This window comes from Streptomyces sp. NPDC092369, assembly GCF_044755245.1.
Taxonomy (GTDB): domain Bacteria; phylum Actinomycetota; class Actinomycetes; order Streptomycetales; family Streptomycetaceae; genus Streptomyces.
On sequence record NZ_JBIVQP010000002.1, the window covers coordinates 1,255,551 to 1,272,419 of the forward strand.

The 16,869-nt window shown below is 71.6% G+C and carries 19 protein-coding genes; 6 read left to right on the forward strand and 13 right to left on the reverse strand.

The window, feature by feature from the left end; genetic code table 11:
• The first annotated feature begins 111 nt into the window (after positions 1-111).
• Positions 112-1,287: a N(5)-(carboxyethyl)ornithine synthase gene (locus ACIQI8_RS15285; RefSeq protein WP_402349466.1), complete on the forward strand. Its 1,176-nt coding sequence runs from the start codon at positions 112-114 to the stop codon at positions 1,285-1,287.
• Here ACIQI8_RS15285 and ACIQI8_RS15290 read toward each other — a convergent pair.
• Both ACIQI8_RS15290 and ACIQI8_RS15295 read right to left on the reverse strand, forming a co-directional pair.
• Positions 1,274-1,411 (reverse strand): hypothetical protein, encoded by a 138-nt coding sequence (locus tag ACIQI8_RS15290; RefSeq protein ID WP_402349469.1) that lies wholly within the window; start codon positions 1,409-1,411, stop codon positions 1,274-1,276. The two genes, ACIQI8_RS15285 and ACIQI8_RS15290, sit on opposite strands and share 14 nt — an antisense overlap.
• A complete protein-coding gene (locus ACIQI8_RS15295) occupies positions 1,408-1,719 on the reverse strand; it encodes a hypothetical protein (protein ID WP_402349471.1) in 312 nt (103 codons plus the stop codon). Before ACIQI8_RS15295 ends, ACIQI8_RS15290 begins: the two co-directional genes overlap by 4 nt.
• Between ACIQI8_RS15295 and ACIQI8_RS15300 the strand changes: the two genes are divergently transcribed.
• On the forward strand, positions 1,699-1,884 hold the full coding sequence (locus ACIQI8_RS15300) for a hypothetical protein (RefSeq protein WP_402349474.1): 186 nt from the start codon (positions 1,699-1,701) through the stop codon (positions 1,882-1,884). The genes ACIQI8_RS15295 and ACIQI8_RS15300 overlap by 21 nt on opposite strands.
• Positions 1,885-2,343: 459 nt before the next feature.
• On the opposite strand, the gene tatA is transcribed toward ACIQI8_RS15300, so the two are convergent.
• From tatA to ACIQI8_RS15320, 4 genes are all read right to left on the reverse strand, one after another.
• A complete protein-coding gene (gene tatA, locus ACIQI8_RS15305; protein WP_402349476.1) occupies positions 2,344-2,547 on the reverse strand; it encodes a Sec-independent protein translocase subunit TatA in 204 nt (67 codons plus the stop codon).
• 147 nt (positions 2,548-2,694) lie between these two features.
• Positions 2,695-4,473, reverse strand: a complete 1,779-nt coding sequence (locus tag ACIQI8_RS15310) for an LCP family protein (RefSeq protein WP_402349479.1) — start codon at positions 4,471-4,473, stop codon at positions 2,695-2,697.
• Between the two features lie 146 nt (positions 4,474-4,619).
• Positions 4,620-7,454 carry an HAD-IC family P-type ATPase gene (locus ACIQI8_RS15315; protein ID WP_402349482.1) on the reverse strand — a complete coding sequence of 945 codons (2,835 nt, stop codon included), beginning with the start codon at positions 7,452-7,454 and terminating at the stop codon, positions 4,620-4,622.
• Positions 7,447-7,818 carry an ArsR/SmtB family transcription factor gene (locus tag ACIQI8_RS15320; RefSeq protein ID WP_402349484.1) on the reverse strand — a complete coding sequence of 124 codons (372 nt, stop codon included), beginning with the start codon at positions 7,816-7,818 and terminating at the stop codon, positions 7,447-7,449. The genes ACIQI8_RS15315 and ACIQI8_RS15320 overlap by 8 nt, the downstream gene beginning before the upstream one ends.
• Positions 7,819-8,050: 232 nt before the next feature.
• Here ACIQI8_RS15320 and ACIQI8_RS15325 point away from each other — a divergent pair, with 232 nt between their 5' ends.
• Complete coding sequence (locus ACIQI8_RS15325) at positions 8,051-8,320, forward strand: GlsB/YeaQ/YmgE family stress response membrane protein (RefSeq protein ID WP_402349487.1); 270 nt, start codon at positions 8,051-8,053, stop codon at positions 8,318-8,320.
• Between the two features lie 18 nt (positions 8,321-8,338).
• On the opposite strand, the gene ACIQI8_RS15330 is transcribed toward ACIQI8_RS15325, so the two are convergent.
• Entirely contained in the window at positions 8,339-8,890 is a 552-nt protein-coding gene (locus tag ACIQI8_RS15330) for a hypothetical protein (RefSeq protein ID WP_402349490.1), read from the reverse strand.
• 390 nt (positions 8,891-9,280) lie between these two features.
• Between ACIQI8_RS15330 and ACIQI8_RS15335 the strand changes: the two genes are divergently transcribed.
• The 3 genes from ACIQI8_RS15335 to ACIQI8_RS15345 all read left to right on the forward strand — a co-directional run bounded on the left by ACIQI8_RS15335 (position 9,281) and on the right by ACIQI8_RS15345 (position 12,257).
• Positions 9,281-10,882: a DHA2 family efflux MFS transporter permease subunit gene (locus ACIQI8_RS15335; protein ID WP_402349492.1), complete on the forward strand. Its 1,602-nt coding sequence runs from the start codon at positions 9,281-9,283 to the stop codon at positions 10,880-10,882.
• 33 nt (positions 10,883-10,915) lie between these two features.
• Positions 10,916-11,875, forward strand: coding sequence for a D-2-hydroxyacid dehydrogenase family protein (locus tag ACIQI8_RS15340; RefSeq protein WP_402349495.1), 960 nt, complete (start codon positions 10,916-10,918; stop codon positions 11,873-11,875).
• 91 nt (positions 11,876-11,966) lie between these two features.
• Positions 11,967-12,257, forward strand: coding sequence for a chaplin (locus tag ACIQI8_RS15345; RefSeq protein WP_124000075.1), 291 nt, complete (start codon positions 11,967-11,969; stop codon positions 12,255-12,257).
• A gap of 116 nt (positions 12,258-12,373) precedes the next feature.
• On the opposite strand, the gene ACIQI8_RS15350 is transcribed toward ACIQI8_RS15345, so the two are convergent.
• From ACIQI8_RS15350 to ACIQI8_RS15375, 6 genes are all read right to left on the reverse strand, one after another.
• Positions 12,374-13,240, reverse strand: a complete 867-nt coding sequence (locus tag ACIQI8_RS15350) for a tyrosinase family protein (protein ID WP_402349498.1) — start codon at positions 13,238-13,240, stop codon at positions 12,374-12,376.
• Complete coding sequence (locus ACIQI8_RS15355; RefSeq protein WP_402349501.1) at positions 13,224-13,715, reverse strand: tyrosinase cofactor; 492 nt, start codon at positions 13,713-13,715, stop codon at positions 13,224-13,226. Before ACIQI8_RS15355 ends, ACIQI8_RS15350 begins: the two co-directional genes overlap by 17 nt.
• A gap of 177 nt (positions 13,716-13,892) precedes the next feature.
• Complete coding sequence (locus ACIQI8_RS15360; RefSeq protein ID WP_402349504.1) at positions 13,893-14,411, reverse strand: hypothetical protein; 519 nt, start codon at positions 14,409-14,411, stop codon at positions 13,893-13,895.
• Between the two features lie 214 nt (positions 14,412-14,625).
• Positions 14,626-15,123, reverse strand: coding sequence for a DUF5949 family protein (locus ACIQI8_RS15365; protein WP_402349506.1), 498 nt, complete (start codon positions 15,121-15,123; stop codon positions 14,626-14,628).
• Between the two features lie 233 nt (positions 15,124-15,356).
• Complete coding sequence (locus tag ACIQI8_RS15370) at positions 15,357-15,647, reverse strand: hypothetical protein (protein WP_402349509.1); 291 nt, start codon at positions 15,645-15,647, stop codon at positions 15,357-15,359.
• Between the two features lie 277 nt (positions 15,648-15,924).
• Positions 15,925-16,686 (reverse strand): hypothetical protein, encoded by a 762-nt coding sequence (locus tag ACIQI8_RS15375; protein WP_402349512.1) that lies wholly within the window; start codon positions 16,684-16,686, stop codon positions 15,925-15,927.
• Between the last annotated feature and the right edge of the window lie 183 nt (positions 16,687-16,869).

The window sequence follows — 16,869 nt, forward strand, 5'->3', positions numbered from 1 at the left end:
CCGTGGCCCTACCGAGCGCCTCTCGCACGCCGTCACCGCTTCGGCGTCGCCCTCGGGGAACGGCAAAGCGGCCGGAGCCCCGCGCGACCGGTCGGAAACGAGCCACCCCTCATGAGCCCGAGCCTGCTGTCACTCGGAGTACTCGCCTCCTCGCACAAGGAGAACGAGTTCCGGCTGCCGCTGCACCCCCGCCACCTCGACCGGATCGCCCCCGACATCCGAGAGCGCATCTTCCTTGAACAGGGCTACGGCGAACGCTTCGGCGTTTCCGACGACGCGCTGCGCCCTCTCGTGGCCGGCCTGCGCTCCCGTGAGCGGCTGCTCGCCGACTGTGACGTCGTGATGCTGCCCAAGCCGATGCACGACGACGTCGCCGAACTGCACGAGGGCCAGACGCTGTGGGGATGGCCGCACTGCGTGCAGGACGAGAAGATGACGCAGCTCGCCATCGACCGACGGCTGACCCTGATCGCCTGGGAGGCCATGAACCACTGGACCTCCACGGGCGCCTTCAGCGTCCACGTGTTCCACAAGAACAACGAACTCGCCGGCTACTGCTCGGTGTTGCACGCCCTCCAGCTCGGCGGTCTGACCGGCAGCTACGGGCGCCGGCTGCGCGCGGTGGTCATCAGCTTCGGCGCCACGGCGCGCGGCGCGGTCACGGGTCTCGGCGCCATGGGCGTCTCCGACGTCACGGTGCTCACGCAGCGCGCCGCGGCGGCTGTGGCCTCGCCGATGCCGTCGGTCGTCATGGGCCACTTCGAGGAGCAGGAGGACGATCCGTCACGGCTGCAGGCCGTCACCGGGCTCGGTCCGGTGCCTCTCGCGCAGTACCTCGCCGGCTTCGACATCGTCGTCAACTGCGTTCTCCAGGACACCGATGCGCCGCTGATGTTCGTCAACGACGAGGAACTCGCCCTGTTCCAGCCGGGCACCTTCTTCATCGACGTCGCCTGCGACGAGGGCATGGGCTTCGCATGGGCCCGCCCGACCACCTTCGGCGAGCCCATGCACACGGTGGGATCGGGCTGCCACTACTACGCCGTGGACCACAGCCCCTCCCACCTCTGGAACTCCGCCACCTGGGAAATCAGCGAGGCCCTCCTCCCCTACCTCCGCAAGGTCCTGAGCGGCCCGGCCACTTGGGACACGGACGTCACCCTCAAGAAGGCCATCGAGATCCGAGACGGCGTCATCCAGAACCCGAAGATCCTCTCCTTCCAGCACCGCTCGGCGGACTATCCGCACCCGCCCGCGCCCGCGCCCGCGGAAGCTACGCGTTCATGAACTGCCCAGGCCGCAGCGCCCGATTCACGATCCGTACATCCCCGATCGTGCCGTGGAACACCTGGCTGACCGCCCCCGCCCACTGGTAACCGCCCAGCAGGAACGGCATGTTGAGTGTCGTCAACCCGATCGCCGTGCTGGTCGGGTTGCGGCCCTCCTCGCAGCGCCGTTGCGCCTGCCGTCCCAGTCCGCCGGCACCTTGAGGAAGACCTCGAAGGTGTAACCGTGCGCGAAGGTCTCGCGGTTGATCGGCGCCCGGTCGACGGTCTGGAGGTACGCGCCACTGACCGGGTTGCCCTGACCCGCGAACACCAGCCCCGCATGGGCGGGTTGGTCCGGGTGGTGGTCGCCGGTCCAGGTGAGCGCGTGCGCAGGGGTGCCGGGGACGGTCTTCAGGACGAGGTCGCTGCCGTGGCCCGTCCGGTCCCTCACGACCGTGTCGGTGGCCACATCGCGCCGACCGCACCGCCCTCGTCGAACCGCCAGTACGCCAACCTCCCCGACAGCGGCATCCGTCGATCCGGCCGCGACTTCCGCCGCGGCACCGGCGCGAACCCGGCGAAGCGCTCGTCGAAGTCGATCTCCATCGAGAAGTAGTCGACCTTCGACGTCAGTTCGAGTTCCTTCGCCGCGAATGTATTGCGTGTCCGGCATGACGACGACGGTGAAGCGGGGATTATCGGGGTCCGGGTCCGGGTCCCACTTGCCCCTAGGCGCAGAAGACATCGTTGCCTCCCCGTACGGGTCGTCGCCTTCCCCGGCGCGGCCCTGTTCGCTCGCCCGCCCGGCCGCGTACGCCGGACCCGCCCCCACCACCCCGGCAGCCGCCGCACCCACCCCGAGCACACCGGCCCGGTTCAGGAACGTACGTCTACTCGACGCAGTGATGCCGTCACCGTCGAGGTCCGCGGTGCGAGGACACCCGCCCATAGCTGAACTGTCCATGTCCGCCCCAATGCCGAGTGGCAGAAACGGACTCACGCTATGGACGGCGGCGATACGGCAGACCTGCGCGCCGGGAACCGGGCCGAACGACGCGCCAACACCACCTGTTTTCTACTGAGTTGCCTGAGGCGGCTGAGGTGACTCGGAATACTCCGCCGCACCCTCCTCCTTCATCGCCTTCGCCTCGCTCTTGAGAATCCGCATCGACTTGCCCAGCCCGCGCGCCGCGTCCGGTAGCTTCTTCGAGCCGAACAACAGGATGAACAGGATCGCCACGACCAGCAGGTGCCAGGGTTCCAGTCCGTTACGGAGCATCTCGTACGCCCTCTCTCATCCCCCGCCGTTTATTGCAGCCTTGCGCAACTGTACAACCCTGAGGCGACACGTCGATCCCCGCACACCCCCCGCTCCCCACACCCCGCACCCCGCCCCCCACACCCCCGCACCCCGCACCCCGCACCCTCAATCGGCGGAGTCCCGCCGACCGCTCGCCGCCGCGTACGCCTGCGCCGGCGTCATCGCGACCCCGTTGAGGCTGACCGTCTTGTAGGGGCTGACCTTGGCGCAGGTCTTGGACTGGTCGGCGGTGGAGGCGTGGGCGTTGGAGACGGCGGCCGCTGTGTCGGCCGGCGCCGGGACGGACGTACCGCCCGGATAGGTGCCACCGCTCGGCCAGTCGCTGCCGATCACCAGGGTCAGACCCGTCCCCGTGCCCTGTTCCAGATGCGAGGCGGACAGGCCGAGGGACTTGGCGACCGTCTGGGCCTCGCCCTTCTGGCCGGTGCCGTACGTGAGCGTGGTGGTCACCGCGGGGCTCGGCGCGTTGGCCGTGGTCGTGGCCGGGCTGAAGCCCTGGTCGGTGAGGGCGGCCGCGACGGCGGAGGCGCGGCCCGTGATCTGGGTGCCGTTCTCCACGGTCACGGCGATCTGCGCGGCGGGCACCGCCTGGACCGTCGCCGAGGGCTTCGCGGTCGCCGAGGCCGCCGCGGACTTCTTGCCGGAACCGTCGGTCAGCGGCTGGTCGCCCGCGATGGTGGCGAACAGCGTCTTGGCACCCGCGCCCACCACGACACGGTTCTCGTCGGCCGGGTCAGGGGCGGTCTGCATGGTCGTGAACGTCATCCGCTTGGTGGGGACCTTGTTCACGTCGGCCGCGAGCGAGATCAGCTTCTTGACGCTCCCGAGGCCGTCGTCCACGGTCAACGCCTTCGTGGCGGCGTCCGCGAGACCGTAGACCGCCGTCGGGTCCGTCAGGGTGCCCGCGCTCTTGAACTTGCGGATCATCGCGCTGAGGAAGATGTGCTGGGAGACGGTACGCCCGAGGTCGCTGCCGTCTCCGAACCCGTGCCGCGAGCGGACGAACTGCAGCGCCGCCTCACCCTTGAGGGTGTGGGTGCCCTTGGAGAGCTTGAGGTGCGAGTAGGTGTCGTAGACGTTGCTGCTGACGCACACGGGGACGCCGCCCACCGCGTCCGACATCTTGACGACCCCGGAGAAGTCAAGTTTGACGAAGTGGTCGATGGGGATGCCGGTGAGCTGGTGGATGGTGGCCACCTGGCAGGCGGGACCGTACTGGAGGGCGCTGTTGATCTGCCCGTAATAGCCCGCGGTGGACGTGCCGTTGGCGGTGTCCTTGCAGGCCGGGACGTTCGTCATGGTGTCGCGCGGGATGCTCATGATGGTGGCGTTGGAGCGGTCGGCGGCTATGTGCACCACCATCTGCACGTCCGCGTTCCCGCTGCCGCTCTGCACGCCGGTCTGCGAACAGCCGCCGCCCAGCTTGCAGTCGGCGGCGCTGGTCCGCCCGTCCGAGCCCATCACCAGGATGTTGATCGGGGTACGCCCGAAGGCGTCGGCTTTCTCCGTGCCGCCCTTGCCGTCGAGCGCGACGCTGTTGATGTTGCCGTTCAGGTGCTGGTAGAACCACCAGCCGGCCCCGGCCGTGGCGATCACCAACACGGCCAGACACAGCCCTACGATCCTCAGCACCCGCCTGCCGCGCCGCACCGGACGCGCCCGGCGCGCTCCCCTGCCACCGCGTGCACGGGCCGCCTCCCGCGCCGCCGCCCGGCCACCGGCCACAGATCCCGCTCCGGCGGACCTCCCCGCCTCGCCGCCGGACCTTCGCGCGCCGCCGCCCGATCTCCCGGTCCCCCCGGACGACTTCGCGTGCTGCCCGGGCACCCGGTCACCGCGGCTGCGGGTGGCCTGGCCGCCCCTGCCGTCCCACGGGTCGCTCATCTCCCACTCCCCTGAACGGTCGGGCCCGAGCAGGGGCTCCTTGGGTTGCGTAGTTGCGCAATCTAACAAACCCCTGACCGGTTCAGGGCGAACGCCCGCCCGATTCACAGGTGAGGCATCTCAAGGGGCCTCGGGGGAACCCGAGGTCACCGAAACCCGTCGTGGCGTCGCTCGTACCGTCTCCGGGTTGCCAGGAGCGCACCCGCGTAGAGCACCAGAACGGCGGCGAGCAGCAGGTAGTACACGGCTGGGAGCGCGGTCAGGCCGAGCATCGCGCCGAGCGGCGACGGCGGGAGGGCCAGGCCGATGGCGGCGAGGACGACCGCCGACCACACCACCGGACCGGGCCGGCGTCCCTGCGCGGCGCGGCTGCCGACCCGCAACAGGACCATCACCAACGCCTGCGTGAGCAGGTTCTCGGTGAACCATCCTGAGTGGAACGCCGCTTCGTCGTCCCCCGTCCCCGGCCCGTGCAGGGCGAGCGCGAGGGCACCGAAGGTGGCCAGGTCGGCCACGGCGTTGAGCGCGCCGAACCCGACGATGAACCGCAGCAACGCGCGCGGGCGCAACACGGTCGGCCGGCGCAGCACCGCCGCGTTCGGGCGGTCGTGGGCGAAGGCCAGCTGCGCCGCGTCGAAGCACAGGTTCTGTGTCAACACCTGGGCCGGCAGCATCGGCAGGAACGGCAGCAGCAGTCCCGCCCCGAGCATCGCGATCACGTTGCCGAGGTTCGAGGAGAGCGTGACGCGCAGATACGTGGCGATGTTGCCGCCCGCGTACCGGCCGGCGGCGACGGCGTGGGCGACCGCGGTGAGGTCCTTCTCGGCGAGCACCACGTCCGCGCCCTCACGGGCCACGTCGGCGGCCCCTCGCGGTGCGATCCCGACGTCGGCGGCGCGCAGTGCGGGCAGGTCGTTGACGCCGTCGCCGAGAAACCCGACGGTGTGCCCGGCGGACCGCAGGGCGTGGGTGATCCGGGCCTTGTGCTCGGGGGTGCAGCGCGCGAACACCGTTGTACGGCCGACCAGTTCGGCGAGCTCGGAGTCGCCGAGGCCGTCGACGCGGTCGGCGGTGAGTACGGCCTCGTCGGCGACCGGGACGCCGAGGTCGCGGCAGGCACGGACGGCGGTGCCGGGGTGGTCGCCGGTGAGGATCTTCACGGCGACACCGCGGTCGGTGAGGACCCGCAGCGCGTCGGAGGCGGTGGGCACGAGGGCGTCCCGGAGGGTGACCAGACCGCGGAAGGTGAGTCCGCGTTCGTCGGCCGGCGTGTACGCACGCGCGCGTGCCGGGCGTTCGGCGGTGGCGACCGCCAGGACGCGCAACCCGGCGGCGGCCTGCCGGGCGGCGAGATCACGCACCCGATCACGCACGCCCCCGCCATCGCTATCGCCTCCGCCTTCACTCTCGCCATCGCTGTCGCCCCCGCCTTCGCTCTCGCCTCCGCCCTCACTCTCACCCCCTCCTTCACTCTCGCCCCCGTCGAACGCACAGCGCTCCAGGACAGCCTCGACGTCACCCTTGACGACCAGGGTGTGCGTGCCGAGGCGGCCCGGGGTGCGCACGACCGCGGTCGCCAGGCGCCGGGCCGGGTCGAAGGGGACGGCCGCGATCCCGTCGTAGGCCATGAGCTCGTCCTCGTCGGCCGCGTCCAGGAGCGCCTCGTCGAGGGCGTCGGGGGCGGGCAGGTCGGCGAGTTGGAGGGTCCACCAGGCGTTGACGCCGGCCCAGTGCAGCACCTCGGGGTCGTCGCGGCCGTCCGGGCCGAGGGCGCCGTCGACGACCGGGCGGTCCTGGGTGAGGGTGCCGGTCTTGTCCAGGCACAGCACGTCCATGGCGCCGATGTCGTGCAGCGCGGGCAGCCGTTTGACGATCACCCCGTGCGCGCGGGCCAGCAGCGAGGCGCCGCGGGCCAGGCAGGTGGTGACGAGCACCGGCAGCATCTCCGGCGTCAGCCCGACGGCCACCGCGACGGCGAACGGCAAGGTCTCAAGACCCCGCCCCCGCAGCGCCGCGTTGGCCATGAGCACCAGCGGCGGCGTCAACAGCATGAACCGGATGAGGATCCATGAGATCCCGTGCACGGAACGGTCGAAGGCGCTCGCCCCGACCCGGTCGGCGGTACGACCGTGAGCGGCCGCGAACCGCGTGTGCGCGCCGGTCGCGGTGACGATCGCGGTGGCACTTCCGACGGCGACACTGCTGCCCTGGAAGCAGAGCTGCGGCCGCTCGAAGGGCCCGTCGGACCCGGGCGGTCCGCCATGAACCCCATGTACTGCGTCGTCCGCCACGTGAAGGACGTCTCCGCGCGCGTGGGCCACGTCGTCCGCCGCGTGCGCCACGTCCTCCGCCGCGCCCGGCACATCGGCCGCGGACTTGGCGACCGGCGCGGACTCCCCGGTGAGTGCGGCCTGGTGCACGCTCAGGCCGCTCGCGCGCAGCAGCCGTACGTCCGCCGGGACCACGTCACCGGGGCCGAGGCGGATCACGTCACCCGGGACCAGCTCCTCCACGACGATCTCGTGGACGGTGGGCGGCGCGTCCTCGTCGGCGCGGCGCAGCACGGTGGCGGTGGTGGCGACCAGTTCGCGCAGCGCGGCCATGGAGCGGTCGGCGCGGTGCTCCCCGGACGCGCGCAGCACGCAGCTCACCACGACGAGCAGGAGGATCACCGAGGCGGTGCCCCAGGCGAGGACGGCGGCCGACACCAGGCCGAGGCAGAGCAGGACCGCGGTGAACGGGTCCCGCAGACTGCGGACGAACAGCCGCGACCAGGAGGCCTCGCGACGGGCCGGCAGCGTGTTCTCACCGAACCGCGCCAGCCGCTCCTCCGCCTGCGCCCGGGTCAGCCCGCGCGGGCCGCTGTCGAGCCGGCGCAGCACTTCGAGCACGGTCGGCACCGACGTAGTGGCCGTCACCGCCGACTCGGTCGATACGGCGGTGCGCAGGCCGGATCCCTCGGCCGCGGTCGGCTCAGGCACCGGTCCCGCGCAGCCGGCGTACCGGCGCGGTGGGCTGGTGCGAGCGGGCGGTCAGCTGGCCGACCATCACGCGCACGACGGTCACGATGTCGGGGTCGTCGACGTAGTAGACCTGTCGTCGGCCCTCTCTGCGGGAGCGCACGAGTCCGGCGAGCTTCAGCTTGGCGAGATGCTGGCTGACCGCGGGCAGCGCGCCGCCCACCCGGTCGGCGAGGTGCGTGACGTCGCTCTCGCCCTGGGACAGCGCCCACATGATGTGCAGCCGGGCCGAGGAGGCGAGCAGACCGAACACCGCGGCCGCCTCCGTGAGGACCTCGGCGGACGGGTCCTCGTAGCTCACTACGCCCCCGGCGTTCTCCGCCACAGTCCGCTCCCGTCCCGCCCATGTCACAGCCGTCGTTCAGCCGTCTTCCACCCGGCTCGCCCAGTCTAGGCGGCGGCACCGACAGCGCCCGCCGCCCGTGTCCGAGGTTCCCGGATTGCGCAATGTCTTGAGCGAGTGACAGAACGTCGACACTCTCGTGAGCACCGGCGATGGACGCGAAGATCCAACCTAGGCTTGCGCAACCAAGCAACCCTGACGGGAGGACATCGACGTGGGCATCATCGGCTGGATCATCCTCGGCCTGCTCGCCGGAGCCATCGCCAAGATCCTGCTGCCCGGCCGCGACCTGGGCGGCCTCATAGGCACCACCCTCATCGGCATCGCGGGCGCCTTCGTGGGCGGCTGGCTCTCCTCCCGGTTCCTGGACCGCCCGGTGGAGAACCACTTCTTCGACCTCTACACCTGGGGCTCGGCGATCGCCGGCTCGCTGGTCCTGCTCATCGCCTACCGCCTGCTGTTCGGCAACACACGCCGCAGCTGACGTAGCGGCTGCCGAGCTCTACGGGGCGCGGGAACCGGGTACGGCGCGATCGCCGCGCTCCCCCGCCCGCGCCTCCTCAAGACACCTCTGCAGGAACGGCACCAACCCGCGCTCCAGCAGGGCCGCTTCCCCGACCTCGCCACCTTGGCCCTCGTCGGTTCGGCCGCCCTCACCGTCCCCGTCGAGCGGCCGGCTCCGTGCCGCCGCCACCAGCAGCCACCCGAGATCGCCGACCGCCACGCCGACGGCCACCGCCCCGGTGAGCAGCGCGGCCGTGATCAGACCGCCTCCGACATACGGCCGGTCCGCGAAGACGCGCATGCCGTACCCGGCGATCAGCAGGACGACCGCGGCCACCGCCGACAGGACGGGAATCAGCATCACCAGCAGGTTCTGGACCCCCTCCGAGCCGTGCGCCCTGGCCGCGGCGACGATGGCGGCGCGCTCGTCCAGCGCCCTGGACCGCAGCCACTCCCGGTCCACCGTCCCGTCGACGCGGTCGAGGGCCTGGTCGAGCACCCGCTCGAACAGCGCCACGTCGATGTCCTGCGACGGCCCAGGATCTGCCATGTCTCCCCCGTTGGTTGAGGACTGGCGAGTGTAATGGTTCATGACTTGCGCAACCTTTGAAGGCCGGACACGGACGGGCGTGGAGACGGTCCCCCGAAGGCTCGATTTCCCGGAATCAGCCGCATTCACACGTCGGAAGGCCTGGCACACCCATAGGCACAGGGTTGCCGAATTGTTATCCGGTGAATTCCGTTGTTCACGGCGGACGTTGAATGTCAAGGCCGCTGAACAGGCCACCAGGACAGCTGTCGAAAATCCGCTGATTATCGGTGCCGGATGTCGGATTCCCAGGTTTTCGCGTCCCGTGGCCCGCTTCGACGCACCACCGCATCCCAGAGTGTCGGCCGGAACAACCGACCCCGGTGCACGGCACCGCAAAGGGAGAATCCAGTGAACGTCACGACCACGGCGGGCACGCCGGTCGAGCGGCGGGCGGCCACGCTCGTCATGGCCTGCGTCGGCGTCTTCGTCGCCTATCTGCCGGTGACCACCGTCTCGGTCAGCCTGCCCGCCGTCCAGCGCGCCCTGACCGCGTCGACCTCCCAGCTCTCGTGGGTGTCCGACGCGTTCGTGCTGCCGATGGCCGCCCTCATCCTGACCGCCGGCGTCTTCGGCGACGTGCACGGCCGCAAGAAGGTCTTCCAGGCGGGTCTCGCGTTCGCCGCCGTCGGCGCGGCCGTCGCCCTGTGCGCGCACTCCGTCCAGGTGCTGTGGGTGGGCCAGGCCTTCGCCGGCATCGGCGCGGCCGCCCTGCTGCCCACCACCCTCGCGCTGATCAGCCACGCCGTCCCGGACCCGCGCGAACGCGGCAGGTACGTCGGCCTGTGGGCGTCCGCCCTGCTGGCGGCGCTCGCCGTCGGCCCGCTGATCGCCGGCGTGATCCTGAACCACGCCGGCTGGCGCTGGATCTTCCTCCCGGCCCTCCCGGTGTCCCTCCTCGCCATGGCGATCGCGTCTCGCACGCTCGTCGACTCCCGCGCCCCCGGCGCCGCCACCCGCCGTCTCGACTGGCCCGGTCAGCTCACCGCCGCACTCGCCGTCACGGCCCTGGTCTACGGCGTCATCGAGGGCGGCGCGGAGTCCTTCACGGACGTCAAGGTGCTGCTCGCCCTGTTCGTCGCGGTCGTCAGCGGTGTCGCCTTCGTCATGGCCGAACGGCGCAGCACCAGCCCGATGCTGGATCTGTCCCTGTTCCGCAGCCCGGGGTTCAGCGCCACCACGCTGGTCGCGATGATCAGCTTCCTGGGGCTGATCGGGTTCTTCTTCGTGCTGAGCCTGTACTTCGGCATGGTGCAGCGGCTCGACACGCTGGAGGCCGGCTACCGGCTGCTCATGGTCACCGGGGTGTGCCTGCTCGTCGGCCCGATCGCGGGCCGCCTGATGCACCGCATCGCACCCCGCCTCATGATCACCGCGGGTCTGCTGGTCACCGCGGGCGCGCTGTTCGCGCTCACCGGCATCGACGCCGACACGTCTTTCGGCGCACTGGCCTGGCGGCTGGCCCTGCTCGGTCTGGGCCTGGGCTGCGTGATCACCCCGATGACGGCCACCGCCGTCAGCTCGGTGCCGCATCACCTGGCCGGCATGGCCGCGGCCGGCAACAACGCCTTCCGCCAGGTCGGCGGCGCCCTCGGCCCGGCCGTCCTCGGCACCCTGCTGACCACGCGGGCCACCGACGCCCTGCCCGGCCGGCTCACCGACGCGGGCCTGGGCCGGCCGACGGTCGAGGCGGTCACCACGGCGGTGGACCGGGGCGGTCTCGGCGCCGCGGCCGGTCTGGACCTGGGCCCCGACCAGTCACGCGCCTCGGCGGCCCTGAACGAGGCGTTCCTGGACGGCCTCCAGTTGTGCCTGATCGTGGCCGGCACCCTGGCGCTGCTCGCCGCCCTGGTCGCCACGGTGCTGCTGCGCCCTCGACGCGACCCCCTCACCAAGGCCGCCGCCTCCCACCCGCAGGACGCGGCCACCGACCTCGTGAGCGACCATGACTGATCTGTACAACCCGAGCCGAGGAGAGGACCCGACGTGCGCCTGCGCTGTGCTGTGCTCGACGACTTCCAGCAGGTCGCGACCGAACTGGCCGACTGGTCGTCCGTGGCCGACCGGGTGGACGTCGTGGCCTTCTCCGAGCATCTCGACTCCGAGGACCAACTGGCCGCCGCCCTGGCCGAGTTCGACATCGTGGTCACCCTGCGCGAGCGCGTCCCCTTCCCGGGCACCCTGCTCGCCCGCCTCCCCCGGCTGAAGCTCCTGGTCGCCTCCGGCATGCGCAACACGGTCATCGACTACGCCGCCGCCGAGGCGCACGGCGTCACCGTGTGCGGCACGGCGAGTTCCTCGACCCCGCCCGTCGAGCTGACCTGGGCCCTGCTGCTGGGCCTGGCCCGGGGGATCGTCGAGGAGAGCAACTCCCTGCGCTCCGGCGGCCCTTGGCAGCGGACGGTGGGCGCCGACCTGCACGGCCGGCGGCTCGGACTGCTGGGCCTGGGGAAGATCGGCGGCAAGGTGGCACAGGTCGGGCTGGCCTTCGGGATGCGGGTCGGCGCCTGGAGTCAGAACCTGACCGCGGAGCGCGCGGCGGAGGTGGGCGTCGAACTCGCCTCCTCCAAGGAGGAGTTGCTGTCCGGCAGCGACTTCGTCTCCGTCCACCTCGCTCTGAGCGACCGCACCCGCGGTCTGCTCGGCCCCGCGGAACTCGCCCTCCTCAAGCCCACCGCGTATCTGGTCAACACCTCCCGCGCCGCGATCGTCGACCAGGACGCCCTGCTCGCCGCGCTCCACGGGGGCCGGATCGCGGGGGCGGGCATCGACGTCTTCGACGTGGAGCCCCTCCCCGCAGGTCACCCCCTGCGCACGGCACCGCGGCTGCTGGCCACGCCCCACCTCGGCTATGTGTCGCGCGCGAACTACGAGACGTACTACGGACAGGCCGTCGAGGACATCCGGGCCTATCTGGACGGGAAACCGGTACGACGACTGGGATGAACGACCGTGACCACCTGTCAGCGGAGACGTTGAAGGGGGAGTGCGACGGCGAGTGGTTCCGGCGCACTCCTCGAGTACAAAGGAGAACGTGATGTCTCGCATCGCGAAGACGGCCGCCGTCGCCCTCGGCGCCGGTGCCGTGGTCCTCAGCGGGACCGGCCTGGCCATGGCGGACGCCGGCGCCCAGGGCGAAGCCGTCGGCTCGCCCGGCGTGCTGTCCGGCAACGTCGTGCAGGTCCCGGTCCACATCCCGGTCAACGTGTGCGGGAACACCGTCAACGTGATCGGCCTGCTGAACCCGGTCTTCGGCAACAGCTGCGCCAACGTGAGCGACCACAAGGGTGGTCACCCCGGCCCGGGCGGCTACGGCTACGGCGGCTGATCCACAGTCGTACAACTGGTCGTACCAGCTCCACCGCAGTACCGCAGTACCCACGGAAGAGCCCCGGCACCTCGAGCGCCGGGGCTCTCCCCATGGTCAGATCGCGCGTACGGCCCTCACGCGTACCGGTAGATCCGGCTCACGTCCTCCAGCGACTCCGGTGTCACGTCCCAGGGGGGCATCTTCTCGCGCCGGGCGACGATCCGGCCGTGCTGCCGGTCGCCCGGTCCCGGCGGGGTGGCCGGGAGGTAGCGGGCGCCGCGGTGGCGGCTCTGCCAGCGGGACCACTGCAGGTCGACGAAGGCGTGGTGCAGCCAGAAGACGGGGTCGTTGACGGAGGCTCCGCCGAGCATGACTCCGCCGACCCACCGGTGGACCCGGTTGTGGTTGCGCCAGGAGACGGTGCCGCGCCCGGTCCCCCACCCCTCCAGCTTGTTGCGGAACCCCTTGGTGAGCGTGGAGTCCCAGGGCGAGAAGTCGTACACCGGCTCGGCGAGCGCCGATTCCAGTTCGGACTTGGTCGGCAGCGCCATCGGGTCACGGGCCCGGCCGAGGTCCCGGGTGAGGAACTCCCCGTCGGTGACGCCTTCCTTGATGGTCCAGTTGCCCGTCCCGTAGGCGAAGGGACCGGTCGTCACCTGGTGGTCCGAGCGCCGCCCGTTGCCGCCGAGCAGGTCCTTGGTCCAGGGCGCGGAGGTCGCCGTGCGGTTCCGCGTCCAGTCCCAATAGGGCACCGACACCGACGAGTCGACCCGGCGCAGCGCCTTCTCCAGCTCCAGCAGGAACTGCCGGTGCCAGGGCAGGAAGGAGGGCGTCATGTGCGCCGCCCGCAGCCCGTCCTCGCCGTCGGCCGTGTAGTACTCGATGTGCGTCCGTACGAACTCGTCGTACTCCCCCCGCCGTTTGACCTCCAGCATCGCCTTCACGAACCGCTTCTTCTCGGCGGCCGTCAGTGTGCTGACGTCCTTACGCGTGTACGCCATGTTCGCCCCCCATGTGCATCTTCCCCCCGCTCATCGGCCCCGGCGCGAGATCGCGCAGCTGCTCACCGGGGCCCAGTTCGTCGACCGCCGCCCGGGCCGCCGCGAGCGGCGTCGGGTACGAGCGGTAGTGGTCGATCATGCTCAGCCAGCTGCCGTCGGCCCGGCGCATCAGGTGCAGCGGGCGGCCGTCGACGGTGACCTCCCAGTGGATGTTCCGGTCGGAGGCGTGCGCGGCCGTCGGGAAACCGACGATGTGGCGGCCCCGGTAGGTCTGGTCGAACGCGCCGTCCCCGGGCCGCGGTTCGTCGTGCACGGGCCGGGAGGCGGCGACGACGGGCGCGAGGGCCAGGGCCACGGCCGGCACCAACAGCCCACGCAGCACGTCCCGTCGGGTGCCCTGCGCGGGCCCCCCTCTCGCACGGCCCTCCGGTGCCGGTTCCGCTCCCACGGGTACTCCACCCACGCTGACGACCATGGCCTGCCTTCCGTCGGATCCGTCTCTCCACCCCGGTAACCGCCCGACGGCCCGCACGGTCACGTCGTACGGCTCACGGAGTGACCGGGTCCGGACAGGCCGACGGGCCCGGACCCGTCGCGGGGGCCCGGGCCCGTCGGCCCTGTCATGTCGGTCGTGAGGACGCGTGACCCGCCCTTACAGGCCGGGGCCGAGCCCGAGGTTGGCGCCCGGCACGGTCTGCAGCACCGGCGCGAGCACGCCCGCCTGCGGGAGCTTGAGGTCGGGCAGACCGGCGTTGTCGGCGTTCGGCGGGGTCAGCGGGGCGTCCAGGGACAGGCCCGGCGCGAGGGTGCGCAGGTCGGAGGCGGGCGTCTGGAGGCCGACGTGGTCGAAGTCGTCGCCGAGGACGTGCGGCAGGGGGGCGCGCAGGCCGAGGCCGGGCAGGCCGCCGTGCACCGGCAGCTGCGGGATGACGTGCTCGGGGATGAGGCGGCCCTCGACGTACCGCGGTCCGTCGGGCTTGCCCGGCATGGGCACGGGGATCTCGCCACCGACCTTGGGCAGGGCGATGTTGAGGGCCTGCTCGGCGCCCTCCAGCGGCACGGGGACGGGGACCGTGCCGACCGCGGCGGCGGGGGTCGCGGCGGCGGCGCCCACGGCGGCCGCGACGCCGGTCAGGACGGCGGCAAGGGTTCCTCGGGTGGTCGACTTCATCTCGGGTACGGTCCCTTTCGGACGGTCGGAGGGCTCTGCGTGCGTACCGAGTAACGAGGCTGCCGACGGCATCAGTTCAAGTTTCGCCCGGCTGCAGCAGTAGTCAGCTTGTCGAGAAGTCCCATCAGTTGGACCGGCCCGGCGAGTCCGACCGATCACGTCAGCGGACCGGGGCCTGCGGCAGACCCCGGTCGTCGCCGGCTCAAGTCCCCCGTCAGCCGCGCAGTTTGCGGGCCGGCAGGACCACGTGGGCCGCCGAGTTGAGGGTCTCCTCGGAGCCGGCGAAGGCGGCCAGCGCGTCGGCCTCCAGGGGCTTGCCCGGCTCGGCCTCGGGCCAGGGGCGGGTGGTGAACACCAGGTAAGCGTAACCGCGTTCGGCGACGGCCGCGAGCCACTCCGGCGGCGGGACGCACTGGGCATTGCAGCCCGGCATGGTGACGACGGCCTGGCCGCCCTCGACGAGCATGCTGACCGGCAGGCTCGGCCGGGTGGCGGCGTCGACGAGCTCTCCGCCGACGGGCAGCCCGGCGTTCTTGAGCAATTGCGCCACGGCGGCGGAGGAGGCCTCGGGGCCGTTCGGCGCGTCCCCGAGGGGATAGGCGAGGAGATAGGGCATGTCGCCGTCGGGGGCCTCGCCGCTCCAGGCAAGCACGACGAGCGTGCCCAGGTCGGCGGCGCCGAACGGGCGGGTTTCGCTTGAGGTTGAGGTCACCGCGCGACCTTATCGACGCTCCGGAAGGCCCCCTGACGCCTCATCACCCGACCGGGCGATCGTGCCCGTCGTGTCCACACGAACGGGGGACGGCGCTCGAACACACGCCGAGGGCCGACTCCGCGCGGCGGGGACTCGACCACGAGTCCGCCGGGGGAATCGGCCCTATCGGTGAAACGCCGGGAAACGCAGGAAAACGCCGGGAATCCCCGACAAACGCCGCCGGAATTACGTCACTTCTGCAGCGGAAGCCCGCCGAGCAGCCCACCGGTGTTGTTCAGCGCGGCGGTCGCGCCCTTCACGGTGTTGAGCAGCGAGTCCTTGTTCTCGGTGTCGAGGGCGTTCGACTGGTGCTGCAGCGGCATGACGTCGGTGGGCTCCAGGTGACCGCTGGTGAGCGTGTTCACCGCGCCGTTGAGGCTGGTGGGCGTCACATCGGAGGCGTTGTAGGCGAACGCGGGCGCGGCGGCACCGACGAGGGCCACGGAACCGGCAACGACTGCGGCGGCCTTCAGGGACTTCATCGGGTTCGGGTTCCTTTCTTCGGCAACTCACGTCACCAGGTGGAATTCTGACGCCGTGCCTAACGACTTCCCACGGGGCGGGAAACCCCGGAAGCAGAAACTTTCTGCGGCCCACCCGAATGAACGGTGCGTCCGATCGGCGTTTCTCATCCTCATATGAAAAGGCCGTCGGGCCGACCCGGAAAGGATCGGCCCGACGGCCTTTCGGCGTGCGCCCACCGGCGTACGTCTTTCGGCACACGCCCGCAGCCATACGCCCGTAGGCGTACGCCCGGGGTCAGCTCGTGGGCAGCGCGGGCAGCGCCGGCGGCGCCACCGGGAGTGAGGGCGCCGCGGGCAGGGCGGGCAGGGCCGGCAGTCCGGGCAGGCTCGGGGCGGGCAGGCCACCGGCCAGCAGGGTGGCGGCGAGAACGTTGACCAGTCCGGTCAGGACACCGGTGACCGCGGGGACGACCTGGGCCACATCGCCGGAGGTGACCGCCGCCAGCAGCGTGGTGACCGCCTTCTGCAGGGCGGCGAGGGCGTCGGCCGTGAGGTCGGCGGGCGCCTGCGCCTGAGCCTTGGCGTCGTCCGCCTCGACGTCGCCGCCGCTCTTGGTGGTGGGCAGCCCGGGCAGGGCCGGCACAGCCGGAAGGGCGGGAGCCGCCGGGACGGCCGGAGCCGCGGGAACCGCCGGAGCGGCCGGGGCCGCGGGAACCGCCGGAGCGGCCGGGGCCGCGGCGGTGACCTTGGCGATGGCGTCCTTCACGGCGTCGCCCAGCTTGGTCGCCTGGTCGGCGGAGAGCTGGCCGTTGTCGGCGGCGAGCACGGCGTTGAGCAGGTCGGTGACCGGGGTGAGCACGGTGCCGAGGTTGCCCAGGCCCTTCACCTGGGCGAGGAGCGCGTCCGCGCCGGGGACGGGCGCATGCGCCGCGGCCCGGACACTCTGCTCGCGGGTCGAGTGGGCGTCGACCGCGACGGCCGCCGGTGCGGCGAGGCCGATGAGGAGAGTGGCGCTGAGGGCGGTGGAGGCGATACGCCGTGCGGGCAGAGCACGCATGGGTGTTCCTTTCGGTGGTGCGTCGGATCTTGAGCCCACCGTGAAAGCGCCAAGTGCACTCTGCAACCGAACGAACACGCCCGGTCAGGCCCCGATCCAGGCGCCTTCGACGTCCTCCCTGGTGAGAAGCGCGTCGACGGGTGCACGCCAAGTCCGGCACCCCACCCCCCATTCGGGGCAAAG